Annotated in this window: 19 protein-coding genes and 1 pseudogene; 12 read left to right on the top strand and 8 right to left on the bottom strand. The window is 71.3% G+C overall.

Annotation, left to right across the window (positions count from 1 at the left end):
* Positions 1 to 8: 8 nt before the first annotated feature.
* On the top strand, positions 9 to 473 hold the full coding sequence (locus tag HLK59_RS17325; protein ID WP_171142337.1) for an SSI family serine proteinase inhibitor: 465 nt from the start codon (positions 9 to 11) through the stop codon (positions 471 to 473).
* A 22-nt stretch (positions 474 to 495) separates the two neighbouring features.
* On the opposite strand, the gene HLK59_RS17320 is transcribed toward HLK59_RS17325, so the two are convergent.
* The 3 genes from HLK59_RS17320 to glgX form a co-directional block, all read right to left on the bottom strand.
* Positions 496 to 1746, bottom strand: coding sequence for a M14 family zinc carboxypeptidase (locus tag HLK59_RS17320; RefSeq protein WP_171142336.1), 1251 nt, complete (start codon positions 1744 to 1746; stop codon positions 496 to 498).
* A gap of 331 nt (positions 1747 to 2077) precedes the next feature.
* On the bottom strand, positions 2078 to 4468 hold the full coding sequence (gene treY, locus HLK59_RS17315; protein WP_171142335.1) for a malto-oligosyltrehalose synthase: 2391 nt from the start codon (positions 4466 to 4468) through the stop codon (positions 2078 to 2080).
* Between the two features lie 147 nt (positions 4469 to 4615).
* Positions 4616 to 6733 carry a glycogen debranching protein GlgX gene (gene glgX / locus HLK59_RS17310; RefSeq protein WP_171142334.1) on the bottom strand — a complete coding sequence of 706 codons (2118 nt, stop codon included), beginning with the start codon at positions 6731 to 6733 and terminating at the stop codon, positions 4616 to 4618.
* Between the two features lie 182 nt (positions 6734 to 6915).
* Between glgX and HLK59_RS17305 the strand changes: the two genes are divergently transcribed.
* The 4 genes from HLK59_RS17305 to HLK59_RS17290 all read left to right on the top strand — a co-directional run bounded on the left by HLK59_RS17305 (position 6916) and on the right by HLK59_RS17290 (position 11310).
* Positions 6916 to 7743, top strand: coding sequence for a Tat pathway signal sequence domain protein (locus HLK59_RS17305; protein ID WP_171142333.1), 828 nt, complete (start codon positions 6916 to 6918; stop codon positions 7741 to 7743).
* Positions 7744 to 7799: 56 nt separating this feature from the next.
* Positions 7800 to 9125, top strand: coding sequence for a copper amine oxidase (locus HLK59_RS17300; protein ID WP_171142332.1), 1326 nt, complete (start codon positions 7800 to 7802; stop codon positions 9123 to 9125).
* A gap of 115 nt (positions 9126 to 9240) precedes the next feature.
* On the top strand, positions 9241 to 10479 hold the full coding sequence (locus HLK59_RS17295) for an SAV2148 family HEPN domain-containing protein (RefSeq protein ID WP_171142331.1): 1239 nt from the start codon (positions 9241 to 9243) through the stop codon (positions 10477 to 10479).
* Between the two features lie 108 nt (positions 10480 to 10587).
* Positions 10588 to 11310: a 3'-5' exonuclease gene (locus HLK59_RS17290; RefSeq protein WP_171142330.1), complete on the top strand. Its 723-nt coding sequence runs from the start codon at positions 10588 to 10590 to the stop codon at positions 11308 to 11310.
* A gap of 18 nt (positions 11311 to 11328) precedes the next feature.
* Here HLK59_RS17290 and HLK59_RS17285 read toward each other — a convergent pair whose 3' ends face one another.
* The gene (locus HLK59_RS17285) at positions 11329 to 12192 is read right to left on the bottom strand and encodes an aminoglycoside phosphotransferase family protein (protein ID WP_171142329.1); all 864 of its coding nucleotides are present in this window, start codon (positions 12190 to 12192) and stop codon (positions 11329 to 11331) included.
* Positions 12193 to 12389: 197 nt separating this feature from the next.
* Here HLK59_RS17285 and HLK59_RS17280 point away from each other — a divergent pair, with 197 nt between their 5' ends.
* The 5 genes and pseudogenes from HLK59_RS17280 (at position 12390) to HLK59_RS17260 (ending at position 17697) form a co-directional block, all read left to right on the top strand.
* Entirely contained in the window at positions 12390 to 13286 is an 897-nt protein-coding gene (locus tag HLK59_RS17280; protein WP_171142328.1) for a sugar ABC transporter permease, read from the top strand.
* Entirely contained in the window at positions 13283 to 14116 is an 834-nt protein-coding gene (locus tag HLK59_RS17275; RefSeq protein ID WP_171142327.1) for a carbohydrate ABC transporter permease, read from the top strand. Before HLK59_RS17280 ends, HLK59_RS17275 begins: the two co-directional genes overlap by 4 nt.
* Positions 14116 to 15399 carry a sugar ABC transporter substrate-binding protein gene (locus HLK59_RS17270; protein ID WP_171142326.1) on the top strand — a complete coding sequence of 428 codons (1284 nt, stop codon included), beginning with the start codon at positions 14116 to 14118 and terminating at the stop codon, positions 15397 to 15399. The genes HLK59_RS17275 and HLK59_RS17270 overlap by 1 nt, the downstream gene beginning before the upstream one ends.
* Before the next feature lie 259 nt (positions 15400 to 15658).
* Positions 15659 to 16438: an ErmE/ErmH/ErmO/ErmR family 23S rRNA (adenine(2058)-N(6))-methyltransferase gene (gene erm / locus HLK59_RS17265; protein ID WP_171142325.1), complete on the top strand. Its 780-nt coding sequence runs from the start codon at positions 15659 to 15661 to the stop codon at positions 16436 to 16438.
* A gap of 25 nt (positions 16439 to 16463) precedes the next feature.
* Positions 16464 to 17697 (top strand): annotated as a pseudogene (locus HLK59_RS17260) (glycosyltransferase).
* A gap of 64 nt (positions 17698 to 17761) precedes the next feature.
* Here the strand turns inward: HLK59_RS17260 and HLK59_RS17255 are convergent.
* Positions 17762 to 20026 carry an MMPL family transporter gene (locus HLK59_RS17255; protein ID WP_171142323.1) on the bottom strand — a complete coding sequence of 755 codons (2265 nt, stop codon included), beginning with the start codon at positions 20024 to 20026 and terminating at the stop codon, positions 17762 to 17764.
* 228 nt (positions 20027 to 20254) lie between these two features.
* On the opposite strand from HLK59_RS17255, the gene HLK59_RS17250 reads away from it, so the two are divergent.
* Both HLK59_RS17250 and HLK59_RS17245 read left to right on the top strand, forming a co-directional pair.
* Positions 20255 to 20803 carry a DUF1697 domain-containing protein gene (locus tag HLK59_RS17250; protein ID WP_171142322.1) on the top strand — a complete coding sequence of 183 codons (549 nt, stop codon included), beginning with the start codon at positions 20255 to 20257 and terminating at the stop codon, positions 20801 to 20803.
* 114 nt (positions 20804 to 20917) lie between these two features.
* A complete protein-coding gene (locus HLK59_RS17245) occupies positions 20918 to 21925 on the top strand; it encodes a ketopantoate reductase family protein (protein WP_171142321.1) in 1008 nt (335 codons plus the stop codon).
* Between the two features lie 137 nt (positions 21926 to 22062).
* On the opposite strand, the gene HLK59_RS17240 is transcribed toward HLK59_RS17245, so the two are convergent.
* The 3 genes from HLK59_RS17240 to HLK59_RS17230 are packed head-to-tail and all read right to left on the bottom strand — an operon-like array spanning position 22063 to position 24459.
* Positions 22063 to 22803 (bottom strand): sirohydrochlorin chelatase, encoded by a 741-nt coding sequence (locus HLK59_RS17240; RefSeq protein WP_171142320.1) that lies wholly within the window; start codon positions 22801 to 22803, stop codon positions 22063 to 22065.
* Between the two features lie 5 nt (positions 22804 to 22808).
* The gene (locus HLK59_RS17235) at positions 22809 to 23687 is read right to left on the bottom strand and encodes an ABC transporter permease (RefSeq protein WP_171142319.1); all 879 of its coding nucleotides are present in this window, start codon (positions 23685 to 23687) and stop codon (positions 22809 to 22811) included.
* Entirely contained in the window at positions 23674 to 24459 is a 786-nt protein-coding gene (locus HLK59_RS17230) for an ABC transporter ATP-binding protein (RefSeq protein WP_171142318.1), read from the bottom strand. Before HLK59_RS17230 ends, HLK59_RS17235 begins: the two co-directional genes overlap by 14 nt.
* Between the last annotated feature and the right edge of the window lie 19 nt (positions 24460 to 24478).

Raw genomic sequence — 24478 nt, 5'->3', positions numbered from 1 at the left:
AGACTGGCATGAAGGCCGGACCGAAGAACCGCACCGCGTCGAAAGCGGCACGAGGCACTCTCCTCGCCGCGGCCGCCCTCCTCGTCGCCGCCACGGCCCCCGCACCCGCACAGGCGGCCCCCGGGGACTCCCGCGCCGACGGCAACTGGCTCTACCTCACGGTCACCGAGGGCGACGTCACCGAGGGCGACACCCGGGCCGGCGACACCCGCGGCACCATGCTGCTGTGCGACCCGCCCCAGGGGCACGGCAAGGCCGCCGAGGCCTGCGCGGCACTGGAGGCCGCCGACGGCGACCCCGCCGTCCTTCCCGCGCGGAACACCTACTGCCCGATGCACTACGCCCCGGTGACCGCACGCGCGCAGGGGCAGTGGAACGGGCGGCCGGTCGACTACACGGAGACCTTCTCCAACAGCTGTGTGATGGCCGGGCGGACCGGATCGGTCTTCGCGCTCGACGGCCTCGCCACCTGAACCCGGCCGGTGGCGGCGGGGCTCAGGCCGCCCTCACGCGCGCGTGCAGCGCCGCCGCCACCACTGTGCGGGACTGGTGCTCGATCTGGTGCTCCAACGGCACCCAGCGGGCCCGGAAACGGTCCGCGAAGGCCTCGCTCCAGGTCGCCACCAACCGCTCCAGACGGGGCGCCGCACGGTCGTCGTTCTCCAGCAGCACCCGCAGCAGCATCGACGCCGCCCGCAGCGGCAGTCGGCGCGCGAACGCGTCCACGCTGCCCACGTACGCGCGCGTGTTGTCGGCGGGCGGGGTGTGCGCCCAGTCCGCGGCCAGCCCCGGCACCAGCTCCAGGCCCCACCTGGAGGCCCGCAGCAGCGGCCCGTCGAGGTCCGGCAGACGAGGCGTGGCGTCGACGAGCACCCGCTCCACCTGCCGCGCGTCCTGGAGCAGCCGTCCCGCCAGGCGCCGCAGCGCCACGGCCGGTGCCGGATGCGGCGCCGGGTCGTCGACCAGGTCGCTCGCCCACATCGGCACCTCGACGATCGCCGTCAGTCCGCCGTAGCGATGCGCGTGGTACCAGGTGCTGTTGCGCGCGTCGTCCGGCATGCTCGGATACGCCGCCCCCGCGCCCGGCGCGGGCATCACATGCACCCCGGGACCTGACGCGGGCCAGCCCGCGGCGTCCGAGGCGCCCGTCTCCACCGGGATGTTCAGCTCCGCCGCGGACTTGGCGAACGGCTCCGCGAGACCCGGGATGTCCTTCGTCAGCTGCACCCAGCTGCCGCCCAGATCGGTGCCGTGCAGGGTCACCTGGAGGTAGGGGCGCAACTCGTCGATGACGCCCGTCAGGGCGCGCGTCTCCGGTGGCAGCCGGTCCGGCGGCAGCACCGCCGGGGACCACTCCGGCTGCTCGTGCCCCGCGGGCCGGAAGAAGCCCAGGTGGTAGTCGAACAGGCTGCGCGGCGCCGGCGTGATGTGCAGGCTCGCCCCGTCGGGATCCGCGCACAGCAGGAAGTGCCAGGACGTGCCCAGCCGCAACTCCCGCTCGCTGACCACACGTTCGGCGACGTCGAGGAGGGTCGCGCCGCCGGTCGGCTCGTTGGAGTGGGCGCCGGCGACGACGAGCACGGCACGCCGGGCATGGCCCACGGACAGCAGGTGCAGGGGCCTGCCCGCCCGGGACCGGCCGACCTCGCGCAGGGTGCACAGAGCGGGCCGACGAGCAGCCAACGCCCTTGCGGACGCGACGACTTCGGGCACTGTGGGGTAGCGCAGCTCCGGCAGCAGACTCACCCCCGACACATCCGACCGGCTTCGCAATCCGCAGTACCCCACGCCCTCTGTGCAGTGTCAAGCACACGACGGGGGAGCCTCCAGGGGGCGCCCAGATGCATTTACCGCCAGCAGGAAGGGCCGTTGGTGCCAGCAGGGGTGCCGGGGTCGGATGGGGCGGGACCCGGGCGCCGGCCCGCCCGTCCGGGCCGCTTCCGGTCGTCGTCCACGGCGTGGACCGAGCGCGCGCCGTCGCCCGTCACCGCGCGCCGGCCGCCCGGCCCGGGCTCCGGGAGCGCACGCGGTCACGAGCCGGAGGCCCGGGCCGTGCGACGGCGTGCGATGACGGCGACTACACCCGAGGCGAGCCGGCCGGGCCGCCCCGGTCGCGTTCCGCTTCCACCCGCTCCAGCAACGCCACCGGCCACCCCTCGAAGAGCTCCGCCACGCGCACGTGCCCCGTGAACTCCCGCTCCGGAGACAGGACATCGGACCAACGGCCCGCCGGCAGCGCCAACCCTGTCTCGCGCCAGCCGCCCGCCTCCGCCAGCCGCAGCGACAGCCGGGTCACGGCGGTGACGACCTCCCCGGAACGGGCGAACGCCAGGCAGTGGGCCGCCGCCGGGCCCTCGGCGGCCAGCGGGGCGTACGTCGCCGAGTCACCGAACGCGGCAGGGCGTCGTGCGCGCAGGCGCAGGGCCGCCGCGGTGAGCGCGCCCTTCTCGCCGGGCTCCTCGGGCGGGAAGCGCACGGGCCGGCGGTTGTCCGGATCCACCAGGGCCCGGTACTCGGCCTCCGTGCCCTGATAGACGTCCGGCACCCCCGGCATGGTCAGGTGGAGCAGCGCCGTGCCGAGCAGGTTCGCCCGGACGGACGGTCCCAGCGTGCTGCGGAAGGCGGCCACATGCTCGCCCGGTGCCCCACAGGGCCCCGCCGCGACAAAGGCCGCCACCGCCTCCTCGTACGGCGGCTCCTGCTCCGTCCAGCTCGTGTACAGCCCCGCCTCGCGCACATGCTTCAGCAGCGCCTGCCGCACCCGCTCCGGGTCCGCCGGGCCGAGCCCGAACACCGTCTGCCAGGCCGCCCACGCCACCTGCGCGTCCGGCACGCCCTCGCCGGTGCGGGTCACCTCGGCCAGGACGTCGGCCCAGCGCCGCGGGCACTCGGTGAGCACGGCCAGCGCGGCCCGTACGTCGGCGCTGCGCTTGGTGTCGTGCGTCGACACGGCCGTCCCGGTCGCCGGCCAGTCGCGCTGCACGCGCGCGCAGTACGCGTGGAAGTCGTCCGGGGACACCGCGGGGGCACCCGGATTCCCGCCCACCTCGGTCGCCGACAGCAGCGGCACATAGCGGTAGAACGCCGTGTCCTCGACGGACTTGGCCCGCAGCGCCGACGAGGTCTGCGCGAACCTGGTCCCGAACTCCACGTGCTCGGGTCCCTCACCCGCCCGCCCCAGCAGCAGATCGCGGACCACGTCCACCGCACCGGACTCCTCGGGCACCACGAACGCCTGCCGGGCCTCCTCCGCGGCCTCCGCGGTGACGACACGGGCGGCGTCGGCGGCGCCGTAGGGCCGGTAGACCTCCATGCGGACCAGCAGTTCCTGAAGGGCGGTGCGCAGCGCCCACGGCGCGCGGTCGCGCAGCGCGGGCTCCGGGGACGTGGCGCACAGCCGGACCGCCACCCGGGTCAGCCGCTCCGTCTCGGCGGCCAGCTCGTGCGCGAGCACCTTGTACGCCGCCCGCCGCACCGTCGCGTCCCATTGTCCGCCCCGGTCCGTCTGCGGGGCCGCGAACCGGCGGTACTGGCCGAGGAGTTCGCCGAACCCCGCCGGATCGGTGAGCACGCCGTCGATGTGCCGCAGGGCGTCGTACCCGGTGCTGCCCGCGACCGGCCAGGACGCCGGCAGCGGCTCCCCGTCCGCGAGGATCTTCTCCACCACCGTCCAGCGGCCGCCGGTGGCCTCGTGCAGCCGCCGCAGATACCCGTCGGGGTCGGCGAGACCGTCGGGGTGGTCGATCCGCAGCCCGTCGACGACGCCCTCGTGGAGCAGCTGGAGGATCTTGGCGTGGGTGGCCTCGAACACCTCCGGGTCCTCCACCCGCACCCCGATGAGCTCCGAGATGCTGAAGAAGCGCCGGTAGTTGAGCTCGGTGCGGGCCAGCCGCCACCACACCGGGCGGTACCACTGCGCGTCCAGGAGCTGCGGCAGCGGCAGCTCCCCGGTGCCCTCGCGCAACGGGAGGACATGGTCGTGGTAGCGCAGGACGTCGCCGTCGACCCGCAGGTCACCGATGACCGAGCCGAGCGGGCCTCCCAGGACCGGCAGCAGCACCTGTCCGCCCTGTGCCTCCCAGTCGATGTCGAACCATCGCGCGTACGGCGACTTGGGGCCCTCCCTGAGCACCTCCCACAGGGCCCGGTTGTGGCGCGGGGCCATGGCCATGTGGTTCGGCACGATGTCCACGACCAGACCGAGCCCGTGCTCCCGCGCGGTGCCGGCCAGCGCCCGCAGTCCCTCCTCGCCGCCCAGTTCGGCCCGCACGCGCGCGTGGTCCACGACGTCGTAGCCGTGCGCGGAGCCGGGGACCGCCTCCAGGACGGGGGACAGGTGCAGGTGCGAGACGCCGAGCGTGGCCAGGTACGGCACGGCCGCCGCCGCGGCGTCGAAAGGGAACTCGGGCTGCAACTGCAGCCGGTACGTGGCGGTCGGCACCACCGGGTCGGGTCGCTCAGGTGTCATGCAGACCTACGTACCCGCCCCGCCGCCTTTCGTGTCATCGCCCCGCGCACGTCCCCTCGTGTGCACGGCGCGGCCGACGTCGTCCCGGGACACGGAAGCGCCCTCCACGCGCGCGTGTCCACCGGCGATCCCCGGTCCGGGCGGTCCCTAGACCGGCCGCTGCAACACCGTCATGCTGCGGTCCACCAGCGTCAGCCGGTCCCCGGCCCGCACCTTGGGGCCCGTGCCCGGGGGCACGCCGTCGGTGAGGGCGGTGTCGACGACGACCTCCCACTGCCGGCCGTGGTTGACCGGCACCAGGAAGTCCAGCGTCCGGTGCGAGGGGTTGAACATCAGCAGGAACGAGTCGTCGCCGATGCGCTCCCCGCGCGGGCCGGGTTCGGAGATCGCGTTGCCGTTGAGGAACACCGAGATGGCCGACGCCTGCGCCCGGTCCCAGTCCCGCTGGGTCATCTCCTCGCCCTCATGGGTGAACCAGGCGATGTCCGACAGCTCGTCATGGGTGCCCTCCACGGGCCGCCCGTGGAAGAAGCGCCGCCTGCGGAAGACCGGATGGTCCCGGCGCAGCCACACCATCGCGCGCGTGAAGGAGAGCAGATCGCCGAAGACCTCACCGTCCTCGGGCCACCGGACCCACGCCAGCTCGCTGTCCTGGCAGTAGGCGTTGTTGTTGCCGCGCTGGGTGCGGGCGAACTCGTCGCCATGGCTGAGCATCGGCACGCCCTGGGACAGCATCAGGGTGGCGATGAAGTTCCGCATCTGCCGGGCGCGCAGTTCCAGGACGTCCGGGTCGTCGGTCTCGCCCTCGGCCCCGCAGTTCCAGGACCGGTTGTGGCTCTCGCCGTCGCGGTTCTCCTCGCCGTTGGCCATGTTGTGCTTGTCGTTGTACGAGACGAGGTCGTGCATCGTGAACCCGTCGTGGCAGGTCACGAAGTTGATGGAGGCCAGCGGGCGCCGCCCGTCGTCCTGGTACAGGTCGGAGGAGCCCGTCAGCCGGGACGCGAACTCCGCGACCGCCCGCCGCTCACCGCGCCACAGGTCCCGGACCGTGTCGCGGTACTTGCCGTTCCACTCGGTCCACAACGGCGGGAAGTTGCCCACCTGATAGCCGCCCTCGCCGACGTCCCACGGCTCGGCGATCAGCTTCACCTGGGAGACCACCGGGTCCTGCTGCACCAGGTCGAAGAAGGACGACAGCCGGTCCACCTCGTGGAACTGCCGGGCCAGGGTCGCCGCGAGGTCGAAGCGGAAGCCGTCGACATGCATCTCGGTGACCCAGTAGCGCAGCGAGTCCATGATCAGCTGGAGGACGTGCGGGGAGCGCATGAGTAGGGAGTTGCCGGTGCCCGTGGTGTCCATGTAGTAGCGGGGATCGTCGGTGAGGCGGTAGTACGACGCGTTGTCCAGGCCCCGGAAGGACAGCGTCGGGCCCAGGTGGTTGCCCTCGGCGGTGTGGTTGTAGACCACGTCGAGGATGACCTCGATATTGGCCTCGTGCAGCGCCCGGACCGCCGACTTGAACTCCAGGACCTGCTGGCCGCGGTCGCCCCAGGAGGCGTACGCGTTGTGCGGGGCGAAGAAGCCGATGGTGTTGTAGCCCCAGTAGTTGTTCAGGCCCATGTCGACCAGGCGGTGGTCGTTCACGAACTGATGGACCGGCATCAGCTCCAGCGCGGTGACGCCCAGTTCCGTCAGATGCTCGATGATCGCCGGGTGCGCCAGGGCGGCGTAGGTGCCGCGCAGCTCCTCCGGCAGGCCCGGGTGGCGCATGGTGAGGCCCTTCACATGGGCCTCGTAGATCACCGTGTGGTGGTAGTCGGTGCGCGGGCGGCGGTCGTCGCCCCAGTCGAAGTACGGGTTGACCACGACCGAGCTCATGGTCTGCGGGGCGGAGTCCAGGTCGTTGCGCTTGTCGGGCGAGTCGAAGTGGTAGCCGTAGACCTCCTCGCCCCACTGGATCGCTCCGCTGATCGCGCGCGCGTACGGGTCGAGAAGGAGCTTCGCGGAGTTGCAGCGCTGTCCGCGCTCCGGCGCGTACGGGCCGTGCACTCTGAACCCGTAGCGCTGGCCCGGCATCACACCGGGCAGATACGCGTGCCGGACGAAGGCGTCGCTCTCCCGCAGCTCCACCGCCGTCTCCGAGCCGTCGTCGTGCAGCAGACACAGCTCTACTCGGTCCGCGGCCTCGGTGAAGACCGCGAAGTTGGTGCCGGCGCCGTCGTACGTGGCACCGAGTGGATACGCCTCTCCAGGCCAGACCTGCATGGATACGACTCTTTCAGCTCGTGCCCGCCGCCGGGGCGCCCTTGGCCCCGAGTCTCCCCGAAAGTGATGGAACCACCTATGACTTACGTCCCTCTTACCGATCGACCGGTGCATACGCGGTATGCACAGACCTGTGGGGCAATCACATACTCCCGTGGACCAGGGGGAGTAGGGGGAAAGACGTGCGCGAAATAGTGCGCCGCCACCTTGGCAAGGTGGTGGCCGGGGCGGCCATCGCGGTGGCCTCGACCGCCGTGATGGTCGGAATCACCCTGCCGGGCACGGCCGGGGCCGACGAGACCGGAGGGACCAAGGGAGCCGGCCAGGCGGCCGCCGCCGGGCAGCAACAGGGCCAGGACGCACAGGGCTCGGCCGCCGCGCCGGGCGTCGTCGAGGAAGCCCCCGCCGAGGGCGACAAGGGCAAGGGCCGCGACCCGCTGACCGACGACGAGATGGAACGGGTCGCGAAACTCGCCCTCAACCGGCAGCTGTTCAACGCCAGCGAGGACGTCGACGGGGACCGCGGCCCGCAGCAGCTCGGCATCGACCTTGCCGACCCCGAGGCGAGCGAGCTGGACGACGCGAACGCGCCGCGGCGCGCCGACGTGACGTACTACGACTACAAGGACGACACCCTCGTCACCCGGACCGTGAATCTCGACACCGGCAAGGTCGAGGGAACCTCCACCAGCCACGGCGTACAGCCGCCGCTGAGCCGGGCCGAGACCACCGAGGCGGCCCGGCTGCTGCTCGCCGACCCGCTCTCCGCGGGGCTGAAGGGCGACTACAAGGACGCCACCGGCAAGGAGCTCACCTCGCCGGACCAGCTCCAGCTGAACAGCATGGTCTTCAGGGCCAACCCGGGGATCAGGCCCGCCGCGCTCACGGCCTGCGGCGAGCACCGCTGCGCGACCCTGACCCCGAAGGTCAAGAACGGACCGTGGATCGACACCCGGGACCTGGTCATCGACCTGAGCACCCGCAAGATCGTCGAGATCGTCCGCGGCTGAGCCGCCCGTCCGTCCACTTCGCCCACCTGATCCTCCTGTAAGGGAGTCACTTCTTCATGCGCGTGAACAGAATGAGCCGTGCCCGCAGGCGGACGGCCCTGGGTGTCACCGTCGTCGCCCTGGCGGCCGGCGTGACCACCGGTGCGGGCCCGGCCACCGCCCAGCCGAAGGCGGCTCCCGCCGCGGCGGCCGCCGACTGCAGCACGGCCTACCAGATCGAGAAGAAGCTCGCCTCCGGCACGACCTGGCGGATGTGCTGGCGCTTCGAGAGCAAGGCCGGGATCGTCCTGGAGGACATCTCCTACCAGCCGCCCGGCGAGACCAAGCCGATCAAGGTCCTCAACAGCGCCAGGCTCGCCCAGATCCACGTGCCGTACGACGACGGCAAGAGCGAGTACAACGACCTGACGACGTACAACTTCGGCGACGGCCTGATGAACATGACCGCCGCGGAGTGCCCCGGCGGCACCATCAAGACGGTCAAGGTCAAGAACACCTCGTACTACCAGGACCCGAACATCAAGGGTCTGTGCACCACCACCAAGACCCGCGGCCACGCCTACCGGCTCATGAACTACGAGCAGGGCAACACGGTCTACCAGGCGCAGGGCAAGGACCTGCTCGTCTACACGGTCAACAAGGTCGACTGGTACGAGTACATCACCGAGTGGCGCTTCCAGGACGACGGCACCGTCAACATGAACGTCGGCGCGACCGGCAGCCTGTCGCCGTACGACTACGACGCCGGTGACGGCCGCAGCTGGCCGATCGGCAAGGGCGCCGCGGCCAAGGCGGACAGCCACAGCCACAACGTGTTCTGGAAGCTGGACTTCGCCCTGGACGGCTCCTCCAAGACGAAGGTCGAGCAGTACGACTCGACGGTCAGCGCCCCGGCCGGCGCCGGCAACGGCCCGACCGCCAAGACCACCCGCACCACGGTGACCAAGGAACTGGCCGGCGACAGCAAGAACATGCGCTGGTGGCGCGTGGTGAGCACGGCGGGCAAGAACAAGGACGGCCACCCGCGCTCGTACGAGCTCGTCCCCGGGCCCAGCAGCAAGTACTCCGGTCGCCCCTTCACGAAGCACGACGTGTACTTCACCGAGTACAAGAGCTGCGAGAAGTACGCCAGTGAGAACCAGCCCGGCTGCGCCACCGGATCGGGTTCCTCCGTCGACAAGTTCGTGAACGGGCAGACCCTCACGCACCCCGTGGTCTGGATGAACGTCGGCTTCCACCACATAGCCCGGGACGAGGACCAGCAGCCGATGCCGGTCCACTGGCAGGGCTTCTCCATCGCCCCGCGCGACGTCACGGCTATGAATCCGCTCACTCCCGCCGCCCTCGCCGGTCAGAACGGCAACTGGAACGGCGGTAGTTGAGAAACGACCCTGTCCATCCGGCTGCACCGCCGACCGCTCCCGGAGTACCCTTCCTTGATCGTTGGGTGGGGCGAGACCCCCGGGAGTGCTCGGGGGAGCGGAAGGCGGTGCGCGGGTGGGCTCGGGAGGGCTGGAGTTGCCCCCTGGTGACGAGGGTCACGAGGGGAACTCCGCAGATGTCCCGCCCGGCACGGTGAGCCTGGCACGGCCCATGGACGCCGCCGGTTCCATCGGGCCGGAGCTGGACTGGGACGCCGACGCCTGGCGCGAGGTGCGTACGCGCGCCCAGCGAGCCGGCCGGGCCTACATCTGGCTGAACCTCGTCGAACAGCGGCTGCGCGCGGTCGTGGCCGCTGTTCTGCGTCCCATCTACGAACCCGTCCACGGCGACGACTGGGTGGTCGCCGCCGCAGGCCCGGCCGGGCAGGAGTGGGTGCAGCGCGCGGTCGCCGTACGCGAAGTCAGCCGCCGCAAGGGCTACTTGCTCGACCCGGCCGACGACAACGTCCTGAGTTTCCTCACGTTGCCGCAGCTGCGCGAGCTGATGGTGCAGCACTGGCCGTGCTTCGAGCCCTACTTCGACGAGCGCCGGGACGTCGAACTCGCCCTGGACGAGCTGGAAGTGACCCGGAACGTCGTCTCGCGCAACCGGGCCCTGTCCGAGGCCGTCCTGGGCCAGGCCGAGCGGGCCTCGGCGAAACTGCTGGAGATACTCGCCGGCGGCGATGTGCCCTCCGCGCGCCGGCTCCCCGTGGACGCGGTCGAGGACCTGGTCGGCGACCGGTACGCGGACGTGGTCGCCGTGCACCCCGACCGGGTGCGGCTGCTGCGCCAGTTCCCCGCCGAGGACATCTTCGGCGGCGCCCGCCGTCTCGACGCCGTCGGCATCGGCCTCAACCTGCTCGTGCAGAACTTCTCCGGCCGCCGTCTGGTGCGCCTGGCCGAGGCCGGCTGCCGGGTGCGGCTGCTGTTCCTGAACCCGGCCTCCAGCTCGGTCAAGCGGCGCGAGCGTGAACTCGGCATCAAGCGCGGTGAGTTGAGCCGGGCCGTGGAGATGAACATCCTGCACATGCGCCGGGTGCGGTCCCGGCTGCGCGACCCGGGCGCCTTCGAGATCCAGGTCTACGACGAGACACCGCGCTTCACCGCCTATCTCGTCGACGGGGACGGCGCCGACGGGGTCGCGGTCGTGCAGTCCTATCTGCGGCGGTCGCGGGGCATGGAGGCGCCGGTACTGGTGCTGCGCAACGGGAACAAGGTCGTCAAGCCGGGCGAAATAGATGAGAGCGGTCTCTTCCCGACCTATCGCGAAGAGTTCGAGACGTCTTGGGCGGATTCACGTCCGGTGTCCTGAAAGTTCCTGGTGCGGAGGGCAAGCGGAACGCGGTCCTCTGATTGTCAGTGGCGCATGGGATCGTGGAGACCACTGGGGGAAAGCACCACCAAGAAGGGGGGCCGCCGCATGGGCTGGCACCAGGAGCTGCTGATCGGCTTCGACCTGGAGACGACCGGTACCGATCCGCGCGAGGCGCGCATCGTCACCGGCGCCGTGATCGAGGTCAGGGCGGGACAGCCCATAGGGCACCGCGAATGGCTGGCGGACCCGGGCGTGGAGATCCCGGCGGACGCGGTGGCGGTCCACGGGATCAGCAATGAACGCGCGGCCGCGGAGGGCCGCCCGGCCGACCAGGTCGCCGACGCCATCGCCGACGTCCTGACGACGTACTGGAGGACGGGCGTCCCGGTCGTCGCCTACAACGCGGCCTTCGACCTGACCCTGCTCTCGGCGGAGCTGCGCCGCCACGGCCTGCCCTCGCTGCGCGACCGCCTGGGCGGCGTCGACCCGGCCCCGGTCGTCGACCCGTACACGATCGACCGCTCCGTCGACCGCTACCGCCGCGGCAAGCGCAACCTCGAAGCGGTCTGCGGGGAGTACGGCGTCCCGCTCGACGCCGCTCACAACGCCTCGGCGGACGCCCTCGCCGCGGCCCGGCTCGCCCACGCGATAGCCGACCGCCACCCCAAGATCGCCGCCCTCGGCCCGGCGGAACTGCACCGCCGCCAGATCGAGTGGTATGCGGAATGGGCGGCGGACTTCCAGAGTTTCCTGCGCGGCAAGGGCGAGACGGACGCGGTGGTCGACGGGACCTGGCCGCTCAGGGAGCCGGCGGACGAACCGGTCTGACCCCGCGGGTCCAACGGCTCAGAACGGATACCACCGCACCGTCTCGTCCCCGTCCCGCAAGGACGCCACCCGACGCTCGAACTCCACCAGCGCCTCCGGGTTGACGGGCGCGTGCTGGGCCACCCAGGCGCAGCTCGCCGTCTCCCGGGCGCCCCGCAGCACCGAGCAGCCCGCCCACTCGCGCACATCCCAGCCATAGGCCTCGGTGAAGCTGTCGTAGGCCGCGGCGGGCAGCCCGTAGCGGTCACGGGACAGGGCCATGACCACCAGGTCGTGCTCGCGCAGATCGGCGGAGAAGGTCTCCAGGTCCACCAGGACCGGGCCGTCGGGGCCGATGTGCACATTGCGGGGGAGGGCGTCGCCGTGGATGGGGCCGGGCCGCAGCCGCGGGGTGAGCGCGGCCGCGGCCGCCGCGAAACCGTCCCGGCGTTCCCGGAGGTACGTCGCGTCCGCGGGGTCGATCGCGTCGCCGGCGAGGCGCAGCCAGCGTTCCACACCGCCCAGCAGCTCGCGGGGCGGAAGCGTGAAGGAGGGGGAGGGGAGCGCGTGGACCACCCGTAGGAGTTCGGCCAAATCCCGCGGCTCGGCGGGCCGTACGGGATCGGGCAGCCGGTGCCACACCGTCACCGGGTGACCCTCCACGAGCAGCGCCTTCGGCTCGGCCGCCCGCACCGCCGGTACGCCCGCCTCGGCGAGCCATGCCGCGATGTCCAGCTCCCGGCGGGCCCGGTCCAGGAGCTCGGCGTCCCGGCCCACCTTGACGGCCAGGTCACCGGCGGCGAACACCGCGTTCTCGCCCAGCGCGAGCAGCCGCGCCCCGGCGGCCGGCCCGGGCAGCACTCCCGCCGCGGCCAGTACGTCCCGCGCCCGTGCCTCGTCCATCGTCCGCCTCCCAGTCCCCGTATGCCGTCATGTTGCCGCCGCGAACAACGACATGATCGCGCCAACCACCGGCCAGTCTCGCATCGCCACAGGTCGACGTGGGCGTGCGCCGCCTTGACGCCGTTCACCCGCTTCACGACCATGACGGAGGCCCGTCGGGTCCAGAACGTCACGATCAGCACGAGGGAGCCGATCACGTGACCACGGTGACCGCGACGAGGCGGCCCCGGGACCACGGTGCCTGGTTCCTGGTGCTGCCCGCGCTGATCCCGATCCTGGTGCTGAGCGTCGGCCCGCTGCTGTACGGCATCCTGCTGGCGTTCACCGACGCCCAGTCCGGCCGGACCCGCTCCACGCAGTGGATCGGCACGCTCAACTTCCAGGACCTGCTGCACGACACACTGTTCTGGGAGTCGTTCCGGATCGGCCTGGTGTGGGCCGTCGGCGTGACCGTGCCGCAGTTCCTGCTCGCCCTCGGTCTCGCCCTGCTGCTCAACCAGGACCTGCGCCTGCGCTGGCTGGCCCGCGCGCTGGCGATCATCCCCTGGGCCATGCCCGAGGTCGTCGTCGGTGTGATGTGGCGCCTCGTCTACAACCCGGACGCCGGCGTCCTCAACGAGACCCTGCGCGATCTCGGCCTCGGCGACGGCCGGGACTGGCTCAGCGGTCTGGCCACCGCCCTGCCCGCCGTGATCGTCGTCGGCATCTGGGCCGGCATGCCGACCACCACCGTCGCCCTGCTCGCCGGTCTCCAGAGCACCCCACGTGAACTGCACGAGGCGGCGGCGGTCGACGGAGCCGGTGCCTGGCGGCGCTTTCGGACGGTCACCTGGCCCGCGCTGCGGCCGGTCGCCCTCGCGATGGTCGCCCTCAACCTGATCTGGAACTTCAACTCCTTCGCCCTCGTGTACGTGCTCACCAGCGGCGGACCCGGCGGCCGCACCCGGCTGCCCATGCTCTTCGCCTACGAAGAGGCCTTCCGCTACGGGCAGTTCGGGTACGCGGCGGCCATGGGATGCGTGATGGTCGCGGTGATCTCGATCCTCCTCGCCGTCTTCCTGGTGGGCCGGATCAGGGGAGGTGACGAGGCATGAGGACCAGCACCACGGGCCGCGTCGGACAGTACGCCGCCCTGCTCGCGTACCTCGTCTTCCTCGCGTTCCCGTTCCTCTGGCTGATCTCCACCGCGTTCAAGTCCCCCCGGGAACTGGGCAGTCTGCACCCGACCTGGATCCCCGAGGACCCCACCCTCGACAACTTCCGGCAGGCCTTCGACGAACAGCCCCTGCTGCGCGCTGCGGGCAACTCCCTGCTCGCCGCGCTCGGCGCCGCCCTGATCGCCGCCCTGATCGCGACCCCGCTGGCCTACGTCATGGCCCGCCGCCGCACCCCGCTCGCGCGGGCGGCGACCGGCTGGGTGGTGGTCAGCCAGGCGTTCCCCCTGGTGCTGGTGATCATCCCGCTGTTCCTGGTGCTGAAGAACCTGCGACTGATCAACTCGCTGTTCGGACTGGTGCTGGTGTACGTGGTGTGGGCGCTGCCGTTCGCGCTGTGGATGCTCGTCGGATACGTCCGGGCGGTGCCCGTCGAACTGGAGGAGGCGGCGGCCGTCGACGGGGCCGGGAAGCTGCGGACGCTGGTGTCGGTGACCGCGCCGCTGCTGGCGCCGGGGATCGTGGCGACGGCACTGTTCGCGTTCATCACCGCGTGGAACGAGTTCTTCTTCGCGCTGGTCCTGCTGAAGACCCCGGAGAAACAGACCCTGCCGGTCGTGCTGACCCACTTCATCGGCGCGGAGGGCGTCGCCGACCTGGGCCCGCTGGCGGCGGCCGCGTTCCTGGCGACCCTGCCCTCCCTGGTCGTCTTCGCGGTCATCCAGCGGCGGATCACGAGCGGCATGCTCGCCGGGGCGGTGAAGAGCTGATGCGGCGCCCGCGATGGATCCCGGCCCTGTGCCTGACGCTGCTGCTCACCTCGTGCACGGCAGGCGGCGGCACCGGCGACGACGGCACCGTCACCCTCCGCTTCCAGTCCCTGGCCTGGCAGGAGGAGTCCGTCGAGGCGAACCGGCAGCTGGTGAAGGAGTGGAACGCGACCCACCCGGACGTCAAGGTCGAGTACGTCCAGGGGAGTTGGGACAGCGTCCACGACCAGCTCCTCACCTCCTTCGAGGGCGGCGAGGCGCCGGACATCATCCATGACGCCTCCGACGACCTGGCGGACTTCGCGTACGGCGGCTATCTCGCCGACCTGACCGACCTGCTGCCCGCCCGCCTCACGTCGGACATCCCGCGGCGGAGTTGGGAGACGACGACCTTCGGCGACGGTGTCTACGGCGTGCCCTTCCTCCAGGAACCGCGGGTGCTGATCGCCAACGCGACATGGCTGAAGGAGTCCGGCGTACGGATCCCGACCCCCGACGACCCCTGGAGCTGGACGGAGTTCCGGCGGATCACCGACGAGCTGAGCGGCGACGGGAAGTACGGCGTCGCCTGGCCGCTCAAGGAGCCCGTCTCGGCCACGCTCAACCTGTCCCTGTCGGCGGGCGGACAGCTCTTCCACCGCGGCTCCGACGGCAAGGTGACGATCCGGTTCGAGGAGGGCGACGAGGTCGTGCCGCGCACCGTCCACGACCAGGCGAACACCGACCACAGCGCCTCACCCACCACCCTGGGCAGCGGCGGCTCGGACACCCTGCCCGGGTTCTTCGGCGGCAAGTACGCGATGGTCCCGCTCGGCTTCTCCTACCGCCAGCAGATCGTCCAGCAGGCCCCCGAGGGCTTCGACTGGCAGGTGCTGCCCGCCCCGGCCGGTGCCGACGGACTCAGCCAGGGCGTCAGCCCGCAGACGCTCTCCGTCGCCGAGGACAGCCCCCACAAGAAGGAGGCCGCCGAGTTCGTCGACTTCCTGCTCCGGCCGAAGAACATGGTCCGCCTCGCCCTGGGCGACTGGATGCTGCCCACCGGCACCGAGGCGCTGAAGGACCCGGCCCTGCGCACGAGCAAGGACGACTGGGCCACCGGGACCGCCCTCGCCGCCCACCTCCGCTCGGCACCCGCGCAGTCGGTGCGCGGCTATCCCGAGTGGAAGGACAAGGTCGCCACGCCCGCCTTCCAGGAGTACTACAGCGGGGCGATCGGACTCGACGAGCTGCGCGAGCGGCTGGAGAAGGACGGCAATCTGGTGCTCGCCCGCTATCAGCGCTGACGTAATTCGGTTGTCGGCGCCCACGGTCCGCGCCTAACGTGCCGCCCGTGGGAGCCTGTAACGCGATCAACATCTCCGGTCACGGCCGGGGCTGCACGTACTCCATCCGGATGCGGGCCGGCCTCGGTGCCCTGACCGGCCCGGGGAGCAGCATCCTCTGACGCCCGCGCGCGTCCGAGCTCCTCCTTCTCTTCCCCTGTCTTCCGGTCGGGGCCTTCGTCTGCCCGTTTCCCGTCACGGAAGACAAGGACCACTGGCCATGGGCCGCCCCACCCGCGTTTCCCGCGCGCTCTCGCAGAACTTCCTCACCGACCGCGCCGCCACCGCACGTCTCGCCGAACTCGCCGTCCCACGAGGGCAGCAGAGCCCTCTGCTGCTCGAAGTCGGCGCGGGCAAAGGCGCGTTGACCGAGCTGCTCGCCCCGCGCTGCCGGGCCCTGCACGCGTACGAGATCGACCTGCGACTCGTCCCCGCCCTCCGGGCCCGGTTCGCCCAAGCACCCCAGGTACGGGTCGTGGCCGAGGACTTCCTCGCCGCCCGCCCGCCCCGTACACCCTTCCGCGTCGCCGGCAATGTGCCCTTCTCGCGCACCGCGGCCATCGTCGACTGGTGTCTGCGAGCGCCCGCCCTCACCGACGCCACGCTCCTCACACAGCTGGAGTACGCCCGCAAACGCACCGGGGACTACGGGAGCTGGACCCGGCTGACGATCCTGACCTGGCCCCGCCACGAGTGGCGGTTCGTCGGACGGGTCGGCCGCGGCAGCTTCCGGCCGGTGCCGCGGGTGGACGCCGGGATCGTACGGATCGAACGGCGGCGCACGGCGTTGCTCGACGCGGGCGCGTACGACAGCTGGCGGCGGATGGTGGCGCTGGGCTTCTCCGGGGTCGGCGGTTCGCTGTACGCGTCGCTGTGCCGGGCGCACCCGCGGCGGCGGGTCGACGCGGCGTTCCGAGAGGCGTGTCTCGATACGAGAACCCTGGTCGGCGAGGTCCCTCCGGCTGCCTGGCTGAGGCTGCACGAGGTGCTGGCCCCGTGAGGACCCCGAACCCCACCGAAACAAGTTGCACGAGACGTATCGTCTCGTTTACTGTCGATGGCATGACCACTCCCGCACACATCGCCATGTTCTCCATCGCCGCCCACGGCCACGTGAACCCGAGCCTGGAAGTGATCCGGGAGCTCGTCGCGCGCGGCCACCGCGTCACCTACGCCATCCCGCCGGCCTTCGCGGAGAAGGTCGCCGCGACCGGCGCCGAGCCCAGACTCTGGAACTCCACCCTGCCCGGCCCCGGCGCCGACCCGGAGGAGTGGGGCAGCACCCTGCTGGACAACGTGGAGCCGTTCCTCGCCGACGCCGTCCAGGCGCTCCCGCAGCTGATCGAGGCGTACGACGGGGACGAGCCGGATCTCGTCGTGCACGACATCACCTCCTACCCGGCCCGCGTCCTCGCCCACCGCTGGGGCGTGCCCGCCGTCTCGCTCTCGCCGAACCTCGTCGCCTGGGAGGGCTACGAGGAGGAGGTCGCCGAGCCGATGTGGGCGGAGCCGAAGAAGACCGAACGCGGGCAGGCCTACTACGCCCGCTTCCACGCCTGGCTGGAGGAGAACGGGATCACCCTGCACCCCGACGACTTCGCCGGCCGGCCCCCGCGCTCCCTCGCCCTGATCCCCAAGGCGCTGCAACCGAACGCCGACCGCGTCGACGAGAGCGTGTACAGCTTCGTCGGCGCATGCCAGGGCGACCGCGGCGCGGAGGGCGACTGGCAGCGGCCCGCGGACGCCGAGAAGGTGGCACTCGTGTCGCTCGGCTCGTCCTTCACCAAGCAGCCCGGCTTCTACCGGGAGTGCCTGAAGGCCTTCGGTGACCTGCCGGGCTGGCATCTGGTGCTCCAGATCGGCGGCAACGTGGATCCGGCCGAACTGGGCGACATCCCCGCGAACGTCGAAGTGCGCTCGTGGGTACCGCAGTTGGCGATCCTGCGCCAGGCCGACCTGTTCGTCACCCACGCCGGCGCCGGCGGCAGCCAGGAAGGACTGGCCACCGCCACCCCGATGATCGCCGTACCCCAGGCCGTGGACCAGTTCGGCAACGCCGACATGCTCCAGGCCCTCGGCGTCGCCCGGCACATCCCCACCGAGGAGGCCACCGCCGGGACCCTGCGGACCATCGCCCTCGCCCTCGTGGACGACCCCGAGGTCGCGCGGAAGCTGAAGGAGATCCAGGCCAGGATGGCCGACGAGGGCGGCACCCGGCGGGCAGCCGACCTCATCGAGGCCGAACTGCCCGCCCGCTGACCGGACAGGCGAAAGCCCGTTGGTTCCCCCGGGACACCAACGGGCCTTCGGTCAACGGGCGGAATCAGACCGGGACACGGTCGCTCTCGTCGTCCCGCGACGACTCCAGCACGGCCTCCGGCGCCTCGTCGTGCGTGAGGTCCGGCAGCCGGTTCAGCCACTTGGGCAGATACCAGTTGCGCTCACCGAGCAGTGCCATGACCGCCGGGAGCAGCACACCCCGGATGATCGTCGCGTCGATGAGCACCGCGGCCGCCAGGCCCACGCCCATCTGCTTCATGGACTGCATGGACAGCGTGCCGAAGATCCCGAACACGGCGACCATGATGACCGCGGCACTGGTGACGACACCGGCGGTGGTGACCACACCGTGCTGGATCGCGTCGTTCGTGCTGCGGCCGCGCAGCCGGGCCTCGCGGATCCGGGAGACCACGAACACGTGGTAGTCCATCGACAGGCCGAACAGGATCACGAAGAGGAACAGCGGCAGCCAGCTGATGATGGCGCCCACACCCTCCGCGCCCACCAGGGACGCGCCCCAGCCGTGCTGGAAGACGGCGACGAGGATGCCGTACGCCGCACCCACCGACAGCAGGTTCAGCACGATCGAGGTGATCGCGATCGTCAGCGAGCGGAACGACAGCAGCATCAGCAGGAAGGCGAAGACCACGACGAACGCGAAGACCGGGACGACCGCGCCGGTCAGCTGATCGTTGAAGTCCTTCGAACCGGCCACCTGCCCGGTGATCGGCGCCTCAAGGCCGTCCACCTTGCCGAGCGTCGCGGGCCGCACCTCGTCCCGCAGCTTCACCAGGCTCTCGCCCGCCTTGTCGAGGTCGGAGCCGCCGACCAGCGGGACGTACACGAAGGCGAGGTTCTGCGCCTCGTGCAGCTTGATCTCCACCGGGCCGCGCGAGGCGCCCGAGGCGATCGCCTCCTGCTTGAAGGCGGCCAGCGCGTTCGTCACCTCCGGGGCGCCGATGTCGTCCGCCTTGACGATCACCTCGGCGGGCTCGGAACCGCCGGGGAAGGCCTCGTTGACCCGGTCGTAGGTCTGCACGATCGGCAGCGAGTCGCCGAACTCCTGGTCCAGGGTGAGGTTCTGGGTCTTCATGCCGACCGCGGGCGCCGCTATCGCGAGCAGCACACCGGCCGCGACCACGACCGAGACCATCGGCCGCTTCAGCACACCGCCGAGGACGGCCGTCCAGAACCGGCTCTCCCGGTTGGCGCGTCCACGGTTGCGGCGCAGCCGGCTCTCCGGGTGCAGGAAGGGGATCTTGCCCTTCTCGACCCGGTGGCCGAGGAGCGACAGCACCGCCGGCAGCACGGTCACCGAGCCGACCATGGCGACGGCGACGACGATCAGCGAAGCCAGGCCCATCGCCTCGAAGTCGGCGATCCCGGTGAACAGCATGCCCGCCATCGCCACGCACACCGTGACACCGGAGACGATGATCGCGCGGCCACTGGTGGCGGCGGCGATCCGCAGGGCCGTCTGGGCGTCCCGGCCGGCCTCGCGCTCCTCACGCTCACGGCGCAGATAGAACAGGCAGTAGTCGACGCCGACGGCCAGACCGACCAGCAGCATCACCGAGTTGGCGACATCACCCATCGGCATCACATGGCTGACGATGCCCATCAGGCCCATCGTCGCCATGATCGCGGTGATCGCCAGCAGCACCGGCACCAGCGCCGCCACCAGCGCGCCGAAGGCCACGAGCAGAATGCCGAGGGCCACGGGCAGCGCCGAGTACTCGGCCTTCTGGAAGTCGTCGCCGAACGCGTCGTCGAACGTCTTCTGCATGCTGGCGCTGCCGATCTCCTCGATCCGCACCGAGGAGTGGTCCCGCTGGACCTTCTCGACCGCGTTCAGCACCGGCTCGACCCGCTCGGACGCGGTCTCCGCGTCGCCGCGCATGTCGAACTGCACCAGCGCGCTGCGGCCGTCCTTCGAGATCGTGTCGGCGGTGTACGGCGACTGCACGTCCGTGACCTCGCCGGTCGCCTCGACGGCCTTGACGACCGCGTCCACGGCGGCCCGGAACTCGGCGTCCGTCGCCTTCAGCCCACCGTCCTTGGCCTGGACGAGGACCGTCTCACCGGCCGGCTCGTCGATGTCGGCGTCCTTGATGATCGTCGCGGCCGTGTGCGTCTCGCCCTTCAGGCCTTCGCTCTCGTCGACGTCGACGCGGCCCGCCGCCGAACCGAGTCCCATCGCCAGGACCACGAACAGCACCCAGATGCCGACCGCCGCCCAGCGATGCCGGGCGCTCCAGCCGCCGGCCCGGGCCGCGAGGCCCCGCACGCGTGTTTCTCCGTTCCCCATGACGGGCTTGCCCCCTTGAAAGTGGTGGCGGCCCCCTGCCGCACACCGTTCGATTCGAAGGTATGGGGCGGATAAAGTCATCTCGTCGTTCTGCCTGGTGAAGTGCGGTGGGCGGAATCGTCCGCTCGGACCCCCCGCACCCTCCTCACTGAGGAGGAGGATGACCCTTACACCTAACGGCGGCTCTGCGGGGAGGCCGTCGGGGGCGGGCCGCCCTAGGGTGTGCCCATGACGACGTATGCGGCGCTGTTGCGCGGGATCAACGTGGGCGGCGCCAAGAAGGTCCCGATGGCGGAGCTGCGCACGCTGATGGAGGGCCTGGGCCACGACCGTGTGCGCACCTACCTCCAGAGCGGCCAGGCCGCCTTCGACGCCGGCCGCGGTGACGAGGAGTCCCTCGCCGCAGAGCTCGGCGCGGCGATCGAGAAGCAGTTCGGCTTCCCGGTCGACGTGATCGTCCGCGACCACTCCTACCTGGCCGCGATCGTCGACGACTGCCCCTACCCGGCGGCGGAGTTGGAGGCCAAACAGCTCCACGTGACCTACTTCTCCGGCCAGGTCGACACGGACCGCTTCACCGCTATCGACCAAGACGCCTTCCTCCCCGAGGAGTTCAGGCTCGGCGACCGCGCCCTCTACCTCTACGCGCCGAACGGCCTGGGCCGCTCCAAGCTGGCCGAACAGCTCGCCAAGCCGCGCGTGAACAAGGGCCTGACCGCCACCACCCGCAACTGGAACACCGTCGTCAAGCTGGTGGAGATGACCGCCGCGGAGTGACCTGCCGTACGAGGACGCCGAGTCACGGGGCGGCACCGGGACCCTGTCGCCGCGCTCCTCCCGCCGCCTCGATCCTTTGCCCAAGGACAAGGTCGAGCGTGCGAGGCTCGTCCCATGCGCTACGTCATCATCGGAGCAGGGGCGGTCGGCGGCACGATCGGCGGACGGCTCGCGGGCTCGGGGCACGAGGTCGTCCTGGTCGCGCGCGGCGCCCATCGCGCGGCCCTGGCGGACGGCGGGCTACGGCTCAGGGTTCCGGAGGGCGAACTGACGTACCGGCTGCCGGTCGTCGAGGGACCCGCCGGGCTCGGCGAGCTGCGCGCCGACGACGTCCTCGTCCTCGCCGTGAAGACCCAGGACAGCGAGACAGCCCTCAAGGCATGGGGCCCGGCAGCGGTCGCGGGCGGCGGTACGGCGGCCGAGCGGCTGCCGCTCCTGTGCGCCCAGAACGGTGTGGAGAGCCAGCGGCTCGCCCTGCGGATCTTCCGGCACGTGTACGGCGTCTGCGTATGGCTGCCCTGCACCTACATCGAACCGGGTGTCGTCAGCGCCGTCGGCAGCCCCCTCACCGGCATCCTCCACCTCGGCCGGTACCCGCACGGCACCGACGGGACCGCCACGCTGATCGCCGCCGACCTGGAGGCGTCGCACTTCGAGGCGCCGGTCACACCGGACGTGGCGCGCTGGCAGTACGCCAAGCTGCTGGCCAACCTCGGGAACGCGCTGGAGGCCGTCACCGGGCCGATGGAGAGCACGGCGGCGGTGGCACTCTTCGAGCGCGCCAAGGCCGAGGGCACGGCCGTCCTCGAAGCCGCCGGGATCCCGTACGCGGACGCCGAGGAGCAGAAGGCGGTCCGCGGCGACAAGGTCTTCCTCGCCCCGCTGCACGGCACTCCGCGCGGCGGCGGCTCCTCCTGGCAGTCCCTCACCCGCGGCACCGGCACCATCGAGGCCGACTACCTCAACGGCGAGATCGCCCTCCTCGGCCGCCTCCACGGCGTACCGACCCCGCTCAACGACCTGCTCCAGCGCCTCGCCAACACCTTCGCCCGCGAGCGCCGGGCGGCGGGGTCGATGCCGGTGGCCGAACTGGTACGGCTGGCCGACGGAACGGAGTACTGAAGGGGAGGCGCGTACGGTACGCGCGCACACGGCTAGGACAGGAGCTGCGCCGATAGCGCCCCCCAGGGGCGCGGGGCTGTATCCATGTGCGGCCACCGCCGCGTGGGCGCGACCAGCCCCCACCGTCCCGCGGACGGCTACGCGCCGACAACCGCCAGCGCCGGCACCCGTGCCTCGTCGTACCGCTCCAGCAGCACCCGTGCCACCTCGGACGACGAACCGAGCACGTCCGCGAGGACATCCGCCTCAGCCGCGCCCCGCGCGATACGGTCCGGCAGGAAGCCGGGAGCGAGGACGTACGGCGCGACGGCCACCTTTTCGCAGCCCAGGGAACGGAGTTCGCGCACCGCGTCCTCGGTGCGGGGCAACGCGGCGGAGGCGAACGCAGGCCGCACGGCACACCAACCGGTGCGCCGCCACTCCCGCGCGATTTCTGCGATCACTGCGATCGCCTCCGGGTCCGTGGACCCCGCCGAGGCCAGCACGACCCCGGTCGAGGACTTGTCGGCGGGCGTCAACCCCGCCTCGTACAACCGCCGTTCCAGCGCCGACAGCAGGAGCGGGGACGGGCCCAGCACCTCCGCCTGACGGATCCGCAGCTGCGGCGGAGCGTCCCTGAGGACCGCGGGGATGTCCGCCTTCGCGTGGAACGCGCGGGTCAGCAGCAAGGGGAGGGCGACCACATCACGGACGCCCTCCGCCGCGAGCGACTCCAACACCCCCTGGACAGAGGGGATGTTGAAGTCCAGGAAGCCGGTCTCCACCCGCACCCCGGGGCGCAGCGAGCGCACCCGGCGGACGAGAGCGTGCACCGTCGCGGCATGCCGTGGATCACGGCTGCCGTGGGCGATGACGAGCAGGACGGGCTTCCTGTGCACGGGACCTACCCCTTCACCAGCAGACCGCGACTGCGCAGCACCCACCGCTCCAGCGGGCTGAAGATCAGCAGGTCGATCGCGATACCGACGAACAGGATGAGCAGGATCGCCTCGAACACCATCGCCATGTCGCTGGCCGTACGGGCGTTCTCCAGCAACTGGCCCAGACCCACGCCCAGGTCGGGGAACTGGGCGATGATCTCCGCGGCCATCAGCGAGCGCCACGAGAACGCCCAGCCCTGCTTCATGCCCGCCACATAGCCGGGCAGCGCCGCCGGCAGGGTGATGTGCCAGGTGCCCTTCAGACCGGTCGCGCCCATCGTGCGGCCGGCCCGCAGGAACAGCGGCGGGATCTGGTCGACGCCGGAGACCAGACCGTTGGCGATCGACGGGACCGCGCCGAGCAGGATCACCGCGTACATCATCGAGTTGTTCAGACCCAGCCAGATTACGGCCGGCGGCACCCACGCCACCGACGGCAGGGACTGGAGACCGGACAGGATCGGACCGATCGCCGCGCGCACGAACTTCACCCGCGCCACCAGCAGACCCAGCGGGGTACCGATCGCCAGCGCCATCAGGAAGCCGAGCAGACCGCGCGAGACGCTGGTCCAGATGTAGCCGAGCAGATCGCCCTTCAGCCAGGCGTCCTGGAACGCCGAGCCCACGGCCGCCGGAGAGGGCAGCTTGGTGGGGTTGTCGACGACCGGGTACAGCAGGGTCCACACCGCGAGCAGCACACCGACGGCGATGATCGGCGGCAGGATCTTGTTGACGAAGGTCTGCCGGAACGTCGGGCGTCCGGTGTCGTGGGTCTCCAGTGCGTCGAGACCCGCCTCTACGCTCCCGGTGTCCTGGACCGGTGTCGTGTCAGTGCTGGCCATGACGGCGGATCTCCCCACGCAGTACATCGGTGATCTCAAGGGACAGTTCGGCGACCGGCGCGTCCTCGATACGGCGCGGCTGCGGGATGTCGACCGCCCACTCGCGGGCGATCCGGCCCGGACGCGAGGACAGCAGGATGACGCGCTGCGCGAGCCGCACCGCCTCGCGCACGTTGTGCGTGACGAACAGGACGGAGAGCCCGGTCTCCTCCCAGATACGGGTCAGCTCGTCGTGCAGCACGTCCCGGGTGATGGCGTCGAGCGCCGAGAACGGCTCGTCCATCAGCAGCAGGTTGCTCTCCTGGGCGAGCGCCCGCGCCAGCGCCGCACGCTGGCGCATACCGCCCGACAGCTCGTGCACCCGCTTGTCGTACGCGCCCTTCAGCCGCACCAGTTCGAGCAGTTCCTCGGCCCGGGGCCGGCGATCGGGCTTGGGAACACCCCTGAGCTTCAGGGCGAGTTCGATGTTCTTGCCCGCGGTCAGCCACGGGAACAGGGCGTGCTCCTGGAACATCAGGGCCGGGCGCCCGTCCGTCGTGATGGAGCCCGCGCTGGGCTGGTCGAGGCCCGCCACCAGGTTCAGCAGCGTGGACTTGCCGCAGCCCGAAGCCCCCAGGAGGGTGACGAACTCACCCGGCGCGACATCGATGGTGATGTCGTCCAGGACGAGCTGCTGCCCGCCCGGTGTCGCGAAGGACTTCGAGACGTGGTCGAGACGTGCCGCGTACTCGACCGTCTCGGTGGCCTTGGCGAGAGTCGTGGTCGTGGCCATGGTCGTCACCTCCTGGGAA

The organism is Streptomyces sp. S3(2020) (genome assembly GCF_013044505.1).
In the GTDB taxonomy this organism is placed as follows: domain Bacteria; phylum Actinomycetota; class Actinomycetes; order Streptomycetales; family Streptomycetaceae; genus Streptomyces.
The sequence above is the reverse complement of the archived record's forward strand: the minus strand, read 5'-3'. Positions and strand labels throughout refer to the sequence as shown.